Raw genomic sequence first — 14,454 nt, forward strand, 5'->3', positions numbered from 1 at the left:
TAGTCCGGGGAGAGCATTTTTTTACTGTGTACTAGTTCCCCTCCTGGGAGGGGCTAGGGGTGGGTCGGTTAACTTCAATCCATTGATAAATCTCATTGACAACCCATCTGATATTTTTCTTAACATCTAAATCATCAAAGCGTAGAAAGTGCACTCCTAATGATTCTAACCGTTCCTGTCTGACTTTATCTTTTATCTGCTGTATTTCAGGATGATGACTACTGCCATCAATTTCTAGCGCAAGCATTAAATCTTTGCAGTAGAAATCTACTATGAAATTGTCAATAGGTATTTGTCGGCTAAACTGAAAGCCGAGTTGTTTGCCTTTGAGTTCATTCCAAAGTAGTACCTCACTTAATGTCATATTGGCTCTGAGCTTTTTGGCCAGTGGAAGTAGCTTTGGGTTATATGGAATGATCTTGCGCATTAATTACAATATAGTAATTGTGAGAGAAATGTTACCCACCCCTTTGTCCCCTCCTTGGAAGGGATTACTTGCATGGTGTATTAGTTCCATTCTAGGGAGAAAATAGGGGTAGTAGGTTATCTTGCCGGACTTGTTCCGGCATCTCCTGATTAATAGTTGAAGTTTTATTTAAAAGGGCCCGGAACTTGTCCGGGCATAGTGCTTTTTCATTTATAATTATAAAAATAATTTTATAATTATAAATATAGTTATATATTTGACGCATGAATGAATTAACTAAGGCCGAAGAGAATATCATGCAGGTACTCTGGAAGCTCAAAAAGGGCTTTCTGAAAGATATTGTGGAGGCTCTTCCAGACCCCAAGCCAGCCTACCCAACGGTATCTACTGTTATTAGAGTGATGGTGAAAAAGAAATTTGTAGGGCATAATACCTACGGAAAGATCAATGAGTACTATCCATTGATAAAGAAGGAGGATTACTTTAAAAATCACTTCAAAGGAATGGTGTCTAACTTCTTTGAAAACTCATGGCAGGGCTTTGCTACATTTTTCAGTAATTCTGATTTGACGGTAGATGAACTTCAAGCCATTAAAGCTGAAATCGATAAAGAAATTAAAAAGAAAAACGAATGAACCCTGTGCAGTACTTTCTCATGTCTGGCATTGGCCTTTTACTCTTCTGGCTTTATTATTTCATATTCTTAAGAGGCAAGACTTTTTTTGCCATGAACAGATGGTATTTGCTAAGTGCACTAGTTATCAGCTTAGCTGTCCCATTTGCCTCTTTATTTCTTACTTCTGAACAATTACCTGCAGCCATATCGCAGGTCACTTCTTTATCAGAGACCTCTAACCTGGATATTTCAGAGGTGACAAGACAGTGGAGTACTATGAGTTCTTCGACCAGCATTTGGCCAATTGTAATTCCTGCTGCTTATGGAGTGATAGCCCTTTTATTGTTAGTAAGGTTAATATGGGGCATTCGGTCTGCATTATTTATGGTGAAACAATCGGAAAGATTGATCATCCACGGACAGGAGGTTTATGCCAATGACAAAGTTAAAGAGCCAATTTCCTTATTTAATAAAATATATATTCCAACCCACTGGAAGAACCATGTGCCTTATGAAATTATTATTCATGAGCGGGAGCACATTAACAAAAAGCACTTTATTGATCTGGTTTTTATAGAGCTGTCAATAATTGTATTCTGGTTTAATCCTGTGATCTATCAACTCAAGAAAGCGATTAGAATTAACCTGGAATATCTGGCCGATAGGGAGGTAATACTACAAGGAGGAAATCTTCTGGCCTATCAGTCATTACTCGTTTCACAATCACTTGAAAGCAGCAACAAGTACCCAATAACAACAAATTTTGCTGCACCACTTAAAAATAGAATAAGTATGATGAACAAAACAAAAACTCGAAACTGGGGACGCCTTTTTATTATTGGTGCGCTTCCTATGACCGCAGGACTGTTGGCCATGAACACTCGCCCTGAGGTAAAAGCCCCAATCCTAGAATTTGCTGAGCCCCTGACAAGTTTGGTTGAGGAGGTTCAGCCTAAAGGCTGGCCAATTAGATTAGATGGTGCGATAAAAATAACCGCACCATTTGGAGAAAGAATGCATCCTATTCTTAAAGAGAAGAAACACCATGATGGTGTTGATATCAAAGCCAAAGAAGGTACACCAATTTATGCTACTGCTGATGGTGTAGTGGAACTTGCCAAGTTTGATGATGCAAGAGGTTATTACGTTCAAATCAAACATGGTGATAAATATGCTACTCAATATGCGCATATGAAAAATTTTGTGGTGATGCAAAATCAGAAGGTATTTAAGGATCAGCTTATCGGCTATGTGGGTAATACCGGAGCTTCTACAGCTCCACATTTGCATTATGAAATCCATGAAGACGGAAAGCCAGTCGATCCAAAATTGAGTACCGAAGGCTGTTAATTTTTTAAATAAATATTCAAAAGGCTCAGCAATTAAAGGTTGAGCCTTTATTTTTATAATCCATGAGATTAACAACCACATTTTACCTGATATTAATTGGTTTTGCGGCCAGCGCACAAACCAAGCAAATTTGTATCACCGTAGATGATTTGCCCATAGTTCCTTATGCAGTATCCTCACCAGACACACAATTTGAAATCACACAAAAGCTCTTGGCTACATTTAAAGAATATGATGTTCCGGCCATAGGTTATGTTAATGAAGGTAAATTATATCCCAACGGAACCTTTAATGAGTCGAAGTATAAGTTGTTGGTGTATTGGTTAGACAATGGGTTTGAATTGGGCAATCATACCTATTCGCATGGAAGTTATAATAAGATGTCATATACAGACTTTACCGAAGATTTGCTAAAAGGTGAAAAGCATATTCGTCCTTTGCTTAAAGAGCATGGCAAGGAATTGAAGTATTTCAGGCATCCATTTCTTCATAGTGGAAATACTCAAGGGGCATATGATTCTTTGAATCAGTTTTTGGCTGATCATAATTATATACCTACACCCATCACGATAGACAATGAAGATTACCTTTTTGCTCAGGCTTATGCGAGGGCCTATGTGAATGGAGATAGTACTTTGATGAAAAAAATAGGTGCGTCATATCTTGATCATTCTGAGCAGAAGCTGAAGTATTATGAGAACATGTCTTCCACATTGTTTGATAGAGACATCGCACAAACTATGCTCACCCATGCGAATAAGCTCAATGCTGATTACATGGATAAGCTAATAGGTATTTTTAAAAAGCATGGCTATACTTTTGTCTCGCAGGAGGAGGTCTTAAAAGATGAAGCTTATCAGGAGCAGGTAACAAAGTTTGGTAACTGGGGTATCTCCTGGCTCGAGCATTGTGCCTTGAGTAGAGACCTAAAAGGTGATATATGGAAGGGGAACCCCGAAGTACCCAAATACATTACCGACTAGCCTCGTCATCTTCCAATGTGTTAATAAATTCCATAGCCGCTTTTAGCTTCTCATTTGGAAATCTTTTGAGGATAAAAACCAGTATTGCCGCTACAACAAAACTGCCTCCAACATACTGAATCATCCAGGTGAGATCAAATTGGTATAAATCAATACCCAAAAGTCCTTTGGCTAGAATCAGAAAGAATGGCCCTGAAAAAACAGGAATAATAATGTACAAGCTGTAAGTATCTATTATTTCCAAACGCTTGAGTAATGTAAGTTTTTCTTTAACCTTCAATACCGATTCCTGAGCATCTAAGGTTAATACTTGATACAGCTTGAATATTTCAGCGCCAACCTCAACTATTGTCAATACCAAAAGCAATATTGCTGGAATTAGGAACTCATATTGGGTCAGATGATCTCTTATGAAATTGACAAGAAAGAAATAGAACAATACGTTTACTGCCAGCTCAAAGAAGCTTGTCCACTTGATTTCATACAGGCTTGACTTGATTTTTCTGAAAGCCAGATTTTTAACTAATAGCCTGTTTACTTTAATGGTGCTTTCTAGTGTTTGATCATTTGCTTTCCAGGCGGATGCTAATTCTTCAAAATTCATAATGCTAATTTTTTAAGGTTTCAAAATGACCTTTCAATTCTTCGATGATGCGCTGCTTTTTGGTTGAGATATTTGAAACTGTAAAACCCGTAATCTCAGCTACCTCTTTATTTGAAATTCCATCCAAATGAAGTAGTATAACGGCCTTGTCAATTGGCTTTAATAAACCAATAAATTTGAAGAGGTTAGCCAGATTTTCATCTTCATGCTGCTCGTCAATGTTCAAATACTCCACCTGCTCCAGATACTCTTCAAGCCTTTTGCTTTTAGAAGTTGACTTGCGGAGCTGTGAAATGGAAACATTAAGTGCAATCCTGTAAGTCCATGTAGAGAAGGCATATTTGTCATTATAAGAAGGAAAAGCCTTCCATAATTGAACGATAATATCCTGAATCAAATCCTTTAGGTCTTCAGCGTCATGACAATAGACTCTGGCCACTTTATAGATCAGCTTTTTATGCTTCTCTAGGTAGTTAGTGAATTCAATTTCCTGTGCTGCCGTCAATGTTCAAATAATTAAGAATGAAAGATTTTAACTATTATTCGAACAGACTTTGAAAATGTCACAGATCTTTAAAAGAAATTTTAAAAATCTTAACCAGCGTTGTCATACGCTTTCTTGAGCCAGTCAAGTACTTCGCTATCTGCATCATTGATATCTGCCAGATTGATCTTGTGAGAAAACATGGCATTGGCTGCAGTCACCTCTTCCAGTTTGCCAGAACCAGGTTGACCTTTGAGATTAATACCAACTTCAAATCTTGTTTTAGTAGCAGGGTTCAGGCAGCCGAATTGTTTTTTCCTTCTAAGGCTTACATAGGCTTTTTTCGGAGCTACTTCTACATCTTTGCCAAACTTAAGGATGTCAGCCAGGAGTTTATCATAAAGAGGCTTAAAGTGCTCCTTGCCTTTATATTGAGCTTCCACCAGATCATCAGTATTACTGGCTGAACCGGCATCTGAACCTTTGGATTTATGAGCTACCAGATTGGCAAATCCATGGGTGAAGCCGTGTGTTTCTTTTAAGAATTTTATAACCTCACCGTGCTTGGTAAAATTCTCTTTTTTAACAATTTCGATCCATTCTTCAAGAGATTTACCCGTGTTCTTGTGCAGGTTATCTATCATGGTTTGGGCTGCTTGATCCATATTCTTAATTGGTTATTCCTATTAAATTATGAAAATCAAGGCATTGAATCAAACGACTTACAACTTATTGATTCGCTCCATCAAATGGTGAAGTCGGTCTCGGCCTATAGGAAGCTTTTCTTCATTTATCACCACATATTCTGAGTTAATGGCAGACATCTGATCCAGATTGACGATGAATGACTTATGTGTTCTATAAAACTTATTGTGGTCGAGCTTGTTTTCTATTTCTTTCAGGGTAGACCGTAAAACATAGTTTTTATCTCTAGTTTGAATCTGGGAGTAGTTGCCATCAGCTTTAATATACCTGATTTCGCTCAATGGTATTTTCACGGAGAGGTTTTTGGTTCTCACGAAAAGAGAGTCTGACAGCAGCATGGGTTCTTCTTCAGACTTTGCCTGTTGAGATCTGAAATTACTTAGTGCGACTTCTATAGCGACCAGCACATCTTGATCTTCAAAAGGCTTTACCAGATAGCCGTAAGGATGTACTTCAGTAGCCCGCTTAACAGTTTGCGGATCGGAGTGGGAGGAAATGAAAACAAATGGGATATTGTAATCTTCACGAATTTTGTGTGCCAGGTCTATACCATCTTGTTCACCTTTAATCTTGATGTCCAGTAATACTATGTCAGGTTCAGTGTAGTCAATTAACTCAATGGCCTTGTCATAATTTTTTGCAACCCCACAAACATGAAAGCTGTTGGATTCGAGGATGTCTCTTATATCCTCAGCTATAATCATTTCATCTTCAATTATGCCAACTCTAGTTCCTTCCATATATTATCTCGCAGTTATGGGGCTTGTAAATTTTAATGTAAATGATGTTCCTGGTTGCTCTGATATCTCAACTATTCCATTAAGTTGTTCTGTTAAAGCATTAACAAGTCGCATTCCCATGCTTTTTTTAGTTCTGAAGTCTTCAGGAAGACCAGGGCCACTATCCATTACCGATAAGATGTGATTGTTAGCCTTACTTTTCAAACTTATTTTTAATTCGCCATCCTCATTGTTAAAAGCGTATTTGAGCGAATTTGAAATAAGCTCATTCAAAATCAGACCGACAGGAACGGCAGTGTCAATATCAAGGTCCAGCGAATCCACATCAATATTTCTTTTTACCTCATTTTTAGGTTTGTAGCTGCTGAATAGAAAATCATTAAGTTCTTCAATATATTCTTTCATGTTAATGACTGATAGCTGATTATTTCCATACAGTTTTTCATGAATCAATGACATTGATTTAATTCGGCTCCGACCTTCATTTACAGCATCTTTAGCTATTTGATCTTCTAAATTTCGGGACTGTATATTTAGGATACTTGATATGATCTGGAGGTTGTTTTTAACTCTATGATGAATCTCCTTTAACAAGGTTTCATTCTCATTGTTTTTAGCTTCAATTTCCAGTTTCTGTTGAGCTAACTTTTTGTTACTGCGGAGCTTCACTACCAGGGCGAGCAATATACTCAGCGCTGCAATGATAGAAGCTGCTACACCAATGATAAGTTTTGTATTCGTGCTTTGCGCCAGATCCAGACTAGCCTCTTTGGCCTTTAAATCAGACTGCTGAAGTTCAATGGTCTGTTGCTTCTTTTCGGTCTCAAAAAGGGCAGACATTGCCGCCATTTGTTCCGATTTCTGAATATTGAAAAGGCTATCTTTTAAAGCTTCGTATTGCATTCTGTAGTTCCATGCTTTTTTATAATCCCCAAGGCCCTGATAGCTTTCTGAGAGGTACATCATTGATATTTCTTCACGATCTTTATGATTGATTTCTTTTGATAGGTCATAAGCCTCTTGAGAATATTCTAATGCCGTTTTATGCTGCTCAAGAGCATTGTGAATTCTTGCTAAAAAATGCAGTGAAAAAATAATACTTGCTTTATCACCGCCTGCTCGTTTCATATCTAATCCTTCTTTGGCTATTGCGTATGCTTTTGAATAATCACCTTTCAAAAAGTAGGCTTCTGACATGTTATGTAGTGCAGTCCCATAGCTTCTTCCTCGCTCTTTGTCTATTTCAATGGTCTTATTAAAAAAGTAAATGGCACTATCATACTCTTTTAGCTTCATTTTTAGTAAACCTAATTGATTGGTGTAGTTCGATTGTAGTGAAAGATTAGTTTTTAAGATAGGCAAGGAACCAGCTTCATCTAAATAGGGGATGATCATCTTATAATCCTTTTGATAGATATAGGCCATTGAAATATTAAGTAGATTCAGTGCTCTTTTTCTTTCAAAGTTATTTTCTTTATTAAGCTTTAGGGCTTTCAGATAGTATTCAATGGCTTTATCATAGCTTCCCACTTTCTCCATCACTTTTCCAATATTGTTGTAGGCACTGGTAATGCCGCCAATTTCATTCATTTTCTGCTGATAGAAAAGTGCATCGTTATAGCTGGAAGCTGCACTTTTGAAATCACTAATTTGAAGCTGCAGATTGCCTAAAGCATTAAACGCATTGGCGATGCCAACAGTATCAGCTATGGATTTTGCGTAGTTAACTGCCTCTTTGAAGTAATAGGCAGCACTGTCATTATTATGGTAGTCAAGATTATTATAGCCAACATTGATTAAAGCCCTGGCCTGTCCTATCCCGTAGCCTATCGCTTTGGCTTCTTTCAAACCTTGGTATGAGTATTTCTTTGCTTTTTCTAATGAGGAGAAGGCATAATCGAAGCCCAAAGTATTAAGTATATCTACTTTCTCACTTCCTTTTTTACTATCGACAATAGCTTCCAGGCTGTCAAGCTTAGATTGACTGTGTAACTTACCATTAGCAAAAAGGTACAGCAGCGCCAACAGGAAGTACCTCATATATTATAGACAGATTCGAGATATAACACCAAGTATTCAATATAATAGCTCTCACTACATTATCCTACTGTTAATCAACATTTTGCTGCAGTTAATCCCAAAGCTTTGAATTATTAGGTAGGATGGTTCTACATTTAACTAAGCAGGTTTATTCTTCATAAAGTGTCCAGAGGTGGAGGCGTGGGATCGAGAGGTTCTGCGCTTCCGCCTTTTATGACCTAGAGTATTAATAGCCCAGCTTCACGAAGTTTGTTGATAGGCTTAGAATACCAGAATAATTCAAAGTCTTCGAACTGTTCCTCAAATGATTTTTTTACTGCACCTAAATTCAAGGTTGGCGTTGAGTCTGGCTTTGCTTCCTCCAAGAATTTAAGAAGCCATTTAACCTTGTCTTTTTCTATTGTGATTTGAGTTGAATCTGAATTTCTATAGAATGTCAACTTAGTTTTTTTACCTTCTTCCAATATCGGTTTCTGTCCTAACCAGAAAACTTTAGCGGTAGCTGAGAGTTCCTGAAACCCTTCATTCTCAAGGCAATTAAAAATGTAATCAGGCTCAATAGTTGTACTTGGAATTTTGAATTCGAACCACTCCTGTAGGTCATAATCGAAGCAGATACCATGCATATAGTTAAACAATGACTTCTTCAGTCCAAAACTGAATTGATTATGATCTATGCCAGTATCATCGGTGAATTGAATATCATTATTGGCAAAGGAGATTTTTTCCTGAATAGGAGTAACTCCATAGGCTGCTGGTTCTAGACCGACAGGGCTATGTGCCGTAAGTGCAAACTGATGCCAAAACCCAGATTGTAAAATCCCTTGTTCAAACATCTGGCGCACCATTTCTAAACTATCAATGGTCTCTTGTACCGTTTGGGTAGGATAGCCATACATTAGGTAAGAGTGCACCATAATACCGGACTCAGTAAAATTTCTGGTTACTCTAGCTACTTGTTCAACAGTTACTCCTTTGTCGATAAGTTTTAATAAACGATCAGAAGCCACTTCCAGTCCTCCTGATACAGCTACGCAACCAGATGCCTTGAGCAACTGGCACAAGTCATAGGTAAAACTCTTTTCAAACCTTATATTGGTCCACCAGGTTACGACTAAACCCCTTCTTAAAATCTCCAGAGCCAATTCCCGCATGAGTGCAGGCGGTGCTGCTTCATCCACAAAGTGGAAGCCCGTATCACCGGTTTGTGCAATGAGCTGCTCCATTCTATCTACTAATACTTTGGCTGCAATGGGCTCATAGAGTTTTATATAGTCTAGCGAGATATCACAGAAAGTGCATTTGCCCCAATAGCAACCATGCGCCATAGTGAGCTTATTCCATCTGCCGTCACTCCATAAGCTGTGCATCGGGTTGGCGATCTCAATTACTGAAATGTATTTGTCTAGTAACAGGTCTGAATAATCAGGAGTGCCAACTTGTGTCTGTTTGTAATCGGAGCTTGTAGAAAGGTTATTGTAATAAACTTCACCATCTTTTAGATGAAGGGTTCTTTTAAGCTCAGCCTGATCTATTCCTTTACTAAGTTGTTGTACTAATAATTCAATGGGCAACTCACCATCGTCAAGTGTTATAAAATCAAAATACTCAAATACCCGAACATCGGTTACTGACCTTAACTCTGTATTAGGAAAACCACCTCCCATTGCAATTTTAATACTAGGATCATGAGTTTTTATCCATTGTGCGCAGCGGAAGGCACTGTACAAATTACCGGGGAAAGGAACCGAAAAACAGACTAGCCTTGGTTTTATTGAATTTACCTTTTCTTCAAGTATCTGAAGTGTGAGCTCATCAATAAAAGTTGGAGGGGCGGACAAACTTTGATGCAATTCATCAAAGCTATTGGCACTCATACCCAGCCGCTCTGCATACCTGCTAAAACCAAAATTTTCATCAATACACTCGATGATAAAATCAGAAAGGTCTTCCAAAAACAAGGTGGCCAAATGCTTTGCTTTGTCCTGCAAACCCATATTGCCAAATGCCCAATCCAAATCATCAAGTTGATCAAAACGAGAAGCCTGAGGCAGAAAATCATGGGTGGTAATGGATCTGGCAAGTGACAGATTTTTACCTTGAAGGAAATTGATTACTTCCTCAATTTTGGAAATATACTGCTCTTTTAATGCATAAATCCTTTTAGCATTGTCAGACTTTATTGTCCTATTCTTTTCAGCTTGCTCAAAAACTCGACTCAGGTTCTTTTTTGAAAATAACTCTAGTATTACCTCTATACCCAAATCCATTTGATGGGACGGAATGTCTTTGGTATTCAAAAAGCCTTTTAAATATGCTGTTGCCGGGTAGGGCGTATTAAGCTGTGTAAAGGGTGGAGTAATTAAAAGTAGCTCGTTCAAGATGAAAGCAATTTATGCAAATATCGACTTAGTGATAGAACCTTGCTCTAATATTTCAAAAAGATTATAGAAACCTTCGAATTCGATAGCATCAACCGATCATATAAAATCATTAGGGTGTTGATGTCTTTTAACTAAATTTAATGATCAACCAATCAGATTAACTATGCGTCAACTATTAACCCTCATTATTATTACATTTTCTTCGCAGCTTTTAGCGCAAGATTATTTCTATAAAAAATTCGAGCCGTTTGATCCTGCCATTCCTAGCCCGGAGCAGTTTTTAGGCTATCCTGTTGGTGAGCATCATACCAGGCATGATCGTATAGTAGCCTATTTACAAAAACTTGCTGATGTTTCTGATAAGGCCAGTCTTACAACTTATGGTATAACACACGGTTATCGCCCGCTGGTTATATTGAATATTTCTTCACCAGAAAATCTTAATAATTTACCCAAACACCAGGCGGATCACATGGCTCTGGTTGACCCGAATAGCTCAAAAACGGCAAGTGAAGACATGCCGATATTTATCAACCTTGGGTATAATGTTCATGGCAATGAACCGTCAAGTTCTGAGGCAGCACTGTTAACCGCATATACTTTGGTGGCTTCGCAAAGTACTGCGGTAAAGGAATACTTAAATAAGGCTGTTGTTTTTATTGATCCAACCATTAATCCTGATGGCCGTGACAGACATACGCATTGGGCAAATATGTATAAGGGTAGTCCTAAAGTAAAAGACCCTGCAGATGCTGAACATAACGAAGCTTGGCCTAGAGGTAGAACCAATCACTACTGGTTTGATCTTAACAGGGACTGGTTGTTAGCCATTAATCCTGAGAGCAGAGGGAAGCTTAAGTGGTTCCATCAGTGGTACCCTAATGTAGTGACTGACTTTCATGAAATGGGCACCAATAGCACCTATTTCTTCGAGCCTATGAAGCCTATTGCTTCCAAAGACCCAATAATGCCAAAGGAGAACTACACTAAACTGAATGATCTTTTCGCTAAATATTTTGAAGAGGATTTGAATAAAATCGGGTCGCTCTATTTTACAAAAGAGGCCTTTGATGGCACTTATCCGGGTTATGGTTCTTCTTATCCTGATTTGCAGGGTGGACTGGCTTTACTCTTTGAGCAGGCAAGTAGTAGGGGGCATGTTCAGGAAACCCCAATGGGTGATATCACTTTCGCCTTCACTATCAGAAATCAATATACCTCTAGTATGGCTACGGTTAGAGCCGCTGTGGAGAACAAAGGCATGTTGATGAATTACCAAAAAGATTTTTTCAAATCAGCCATCTCAAATGCTAATAAAAGCGGAGTGAAGGGCTATGTCTTTGGTGACCCTTATGATGAGAATAGGACTAGAGCATTTATTGATAAACTATTACTGCATGAGATAAAAGTGCACAAGCTTTCATCTGATGTTACCAGAAATGGGAAAGTATTTAAAACTGACTACAGCTATGTAGTGCCGACTGCCCAACCACAATATAGAATGGTGCAGACCATGTTTGAGACGTACAGTCAATATTCTGACAGTGTTTATTATGATGCATCGGCATGGTCAGTGGCTAATTTTTACAATATGCCTTATGCATCTGTAACTGGCAATCTTAGCCTTGGTGCTGAAGTGACCGCTGACAAAAATGTTAAGGAAGTTGCTGCTGTTGAGAGCTCTAATTATGCCTACCTCATGTCTTGGGAAGATTACAATGCACCTGCTGCTTTGTACTATCTGCAAGACCATGATGTGAGAGCAACGTCAGCCTTTAAACCATTTTCTATTAATGTGGCGGGCAGTGCCAAAAAATTTAGTTATGGTACGATAATGATACCGGTATCAAAACAGAAGATCAGCAAAGACTCATTAAATTTATTGCTTAAAGTTGTTACCGATAAGTATAAGGTTGATATCTATCCGGTGGCTACCGGATATTCTTCCAGTGGCATCGATTTAGGTAGTGGTAATTTTGAAACGGTGCAAAAGCCAAAAGCTGTAATGCTTATTGAAGGCAATGTTTCTTCTTATGAGGCAGGAGAGGTTTGGCATTTACTGGATACCCGTATGGATATGCCAATAACCAAAGTACCAATGAGAAACTTTGGAGGCCTTGACCTCAATGATTACAATACTTTAGTAATAGTCAGTGGAAGGTATAATGACCTTGACTCTGCTGATAAGGCTAAAATAACCTCATGGATTAGCAGTGGAAATACCTTGATTACTATTAGAACCGCCACATCTTGGGCCATTAATAGCAAGCTGGTAAAAGAGAAATTGGTGGATAAAGAGAAGGACAAGAAGGATGATGATAAAACTCTGGTTAAGTCAAAGCCTTATGTGGATGCAGGACCAAATATTGGCAAGAAGGAAGTAGGAGGGGCTATTTTTGAAGTTGTTCTTGATCTTACACATCCATTGGCCTTTGGTTATAGAAACAATAAAATACCGGTTTATAGAAATAGTGATGTGTGGTTAGCCCCAAGTGCCAGTGCTTATGGCACGGTAGCCAGATACACGGATAATCCACATATAGATGGCTTTATTACACCAAAAAATCTGAATGAGAACTTGAAAGGATCGGCTTCATTGATTGTAAGCCCTTTAGGTAGAGGCAGGGTAGTGATGTTTGCTGACAACCCTAATTTTAGAGGTTCATGGTATGGCACTAACCGACTGTTTTTAAATGCATTGTTTTTAGGAAATCATATTTCGGTACCTAAGGAGTAGAATTTTTCAATAGTTGATGAAAAAAGGATAGTCTCAACGGCTATCCTTTTTTATTGGGGAAATTGAAATCTGGACTGTGATTAGAATTCTAGAACATACTATGGCGCAAGCGTCCGCTTGTGTCTCATTAGATTAACTATTCATGACCAGCCTTGGGTAAGCGCCCTTCTTATGTTCCAAGGGTTTTCTTGAAGACTTTCAGTGTTACAAAATGCAAAGGCATTAAAATTATCTAAAAACCTAATACAATAAGGATAGGCATTGGTATCATATTGGCCTCAATTATTTTAAGCTGGGATAAGATCAACGAAACAATCGAACCTCCAACTCCTAATATCAGGAAACCCTTTAAATATATAAATGGGTAAGTCTTTATTTTAGAATTGTCAATGATTTTACAGATTGTTACAGGAACTAAAGCACTCGTAGGAGATGCAATTCTAATTTGAAACTTTGACCCGCTAAGTCGTCTGATCTGAAGTTCATTTCCATTTTTTAACCAATATTTCGCAGTTGCCTTAATTGGAATTTGGCTGAGGTTCTGAATAATGTTCTTTGTTATTTTAGCAGAATCTAATTTTTCTTTTTTCTTATTTTCGCTTAGGACTTCTACTTCTTTATCAAAGGCTGCAATTACTGGAGAAGCTGATTTTCGGTTCTTCAGGATGATCGATGCTGCTTGTCTTGCCTCAAAAACATAAGCTTTCGAATCTTGAGCTATTCTCTCAAGTTCTGAGTCGGTCTTTGATTGAAATTTTTCTAAAAACTGATTTTCAGACATATGGTGCAAATGTATTCTAGCATCCAAATATACCTTGCAAATAAGCATAAGTATATTTATCTGCATATAAACTTCCTCTCACAATCTACCTATCATACAACTTCTTTCCAGCCAACAGCTTGTCCATCATGGTCACTATTCTATCGGCTCTTTTGTCTTCTGTTTTGGCGCCATATACCCAGTCGATATAGGCTTTTTGCTCGCTTTCATTTAGTGTTTCAAAGAATGCTTTTACCTGCTTCGGTTCATTGTCAAAGCACTCATAAATTTCTTCTGGTATGGTCAGTGGGGTGTTGTCTACTTCAGCAATGATATGTACTCTATCACCCGCCTGCTTTTTAATTTTTTTCCTGATTTCAGCTTTTACAGGAAGGAACAATTGACCATTACCAAAAGGCATCAGCTTGTACTTTACCAGCAGGTAACCATCAATGCTACCATTAATTGTCACCCATCCAAAAGGTATTTTACCACTGCTCGGTATTTCAGGAATCAGCGCATAAGTCCAGCCCCCCTTACCAGGAAATTTTTCGAGTTGGTATTCCTTATCTACACGCGTTACAGGCTCCATATTTCATTTATTATTAGCTGAAATGATGAAAT

Annotated in this window: 13 protein-coding genes; 4 read left to right on the forward strand and 9 right to left on the reverse strand. The window is 38.2% G+C overall.

Annotated elements, in window-relative coordinates:
- Window positions 1–31: 31 nt before the first annotated feature.
- On the reverse strand, window positions 32–427 hold the full coding sequence (locus E1140_RS20105; RefSeq protein ID WP_155188393.1) for an endonuclease domain-containing protein: 396 nt from the start codon (window positions 425–427) through the stop codon (window positions 32–34).
- Window positions 428–690: 263 nt separating this feature from the next.
- Between E1140_RS20105 and E1140_RS20110 the strand changes: the two genes are divergently transcribed.
- The 3 genes from E1140_RS20110 (at window position 691) to E1140_RS20120 (ending at window position 3,376) form a co-directional block, all read left to right on the forward strand.
- A complete protein-coding gene (locus E1140_RS20110) occupies window positions 691–1,062 on the forward strand; it encodes a BlaI/MecI/CopY family transcriptional regulator (protein WP_155188395.1) in 372 nt (123 codons plus the stop codon).
- Window positions 1,059–2,393 carry a M23/M56 family metallopeptidase gene (locus tag E1140_RS20115; protein WP_155188398.1) on the forward strand — a complete coding sequence of 445 codons (1,335 nt, stop codon included), beginning with the start codon at window positions 1,059–1,061 and terminating at the stop codon, window positions 2,391–2,393. The genes E1140_RS20110 and E1140_RS20115 overlap by 4 nt, the downstream gene beginning before the upstream one ends.
- A 62-nt stretch (window positions 2,394–2,455) precedes the next feature.
- Window positions 2,456–3,376: a polysaccharide deacetylase family protein gene (locus tag E1140_RS20120; RefSeq protein ID WP_155188401.1), complete on the forward strand. Its 921-nt coding sequence runs from the start codon at window positions 2,456–2,458 to the stop codon at window positions 3,374–3,376.
- Here E1140_RS20120 and E1140_RS20125 read toward each other — a convergent pair.
- The 6 genes from E1140_RS20125 to E1140_RS20150 form a co-directional block, all read right to left on the reverse strand.
- Window positions 3,366–3,980, reverse strand: a complete 615-nt coding sequence (locus E1140_RS20125; protein WP_155188403.1) for a hypothetical protein — start codon at window positions 3,978–3,980, stop codon at window positions 3,366–3,368. The two genes, E1140_RS20120 and E1140_RS20125, sit on opposite strands and share 11 nt — an antisense overlap.
- 4 nt (window positions 3,981–3,984) lie before the next feature.
- Window positions 3,985–4,485, reverse strand: a complete 501-nt coding sequence (locus tag E1140_RS20130) for an RNA polymerase sigma factor (RefSeq protein WP_155188405.1) — start codon at window positions 4,483–4,485, stop codon at window positions 3,985–3,987.
- An 89-nt stretch (window positions 4,486–4,574) separates the two neighbouring features.
- Window positions 4,575–5,129, reverse strand: a complete 555-nt coding sequence (locus tag E1140_RS20135) for a DUF4287 domain-containing protein (protein WP_155188407.1) — start codon at window positions 5,127–5,129, stop codon at window positions 4,575–4,577.
- Window positions 5,130–5,186: 57 nt separating this feature from the next.
- Window positions 5,187–5,909, reverse strand: coding sequence for a LytR/AlgR family response regulator transcription factor (locus E1140_RS20140; RefSeq protein ID WP_155188408.1), 723 nt, complete (start codon window positions 5,907–5,909; stop codon window positions 5,187–5,189).
- A 3-nt stretch (window positions 5,910–5,912) separates the two neighbouring features.
- Entirely contained in the window at window positions 5,913–7,949 is a 2,037-nt protein-coding gene (locus E1140_RS20145) for a tetratricopeptide repeat-containing sensor histidine kinase (RefSeq protein ID WP_155188410.1), read from the reverse strand.
- A gap of 218 nt (window positions 7,950–8,167) precedes the next feature.
- Window positions 8,168–10,333: a B12-binding domain-containing radical SAM protein gene (locus E1140_RS20150; protein ID WP_343034270.1), complete on the reverse strand. Its 2,166-nt coding sequence runs from the start codon at window positions 10,331–10,333 to the stop codon at window positions 8,168–8,170.
- Between the two features lie 163 nt (window positions 10,334–10,496).
- On the opposite strand from E1140_RS20150, the gene E1140_RS20155 reads away from it, so the two are divergent.
- Window positions 10,497–13,070 carry a M14 family zinc carboxypeptidase gene (locus E1140_RS20155; protein WP_155188414.1) on the forward strand — a complete coding sequence of 858 codons (2,574 nt, stop codon included), beginning with the start codon at window positions 10,497–10,499 and terminating at the stop codon, window positions 13,068–13,070.
- A 232-nt stretch (window positions 13,071–13,302) separates the two neighbouring features.
- Here E1140_RS20155 and E1140_RS20160 read toward each other — a convergent pair whose 3' ends face one another.
- Together E1140_RS20160 and E1140_RS20165 are read right to left on the reverse strand one after the other, a co-directional pair.
- Entirely contained in the window at window positions 13,303–13,917 is a 615-nt protein-coding gene (locus tag E1140_RS20160; RefSeq protein ID WP_221412733.1) for a hypothetical protein, read from the reverse strand.
- Window positions 13,918–13,936: 19 nt separating this feature from the next.
- On the reverse strand, window positions 13,937–14,422 hold the full coding sequence (locus E1140_RS20165) for a YdeI/OmpD-associated family protein (protein WP_155188418.1): 486 nt from the start codon (window positions 14,420–14,422) through the stop codon (window positions 13,937–13,939).
- Window positions 14,423–14,454: the final 32 nt, after the last annotated feature.

Source organism: Fulvivirga lutimaris, assembly GCF_009711525.1.
Taxonomy (GTDB): domain Bacteria; phylum Bacteroidota; class Bacteroidia; order Cytophagales; family Cyclobacteriaceae; genus Fulvivirga; species Fulvivirga lutimaris.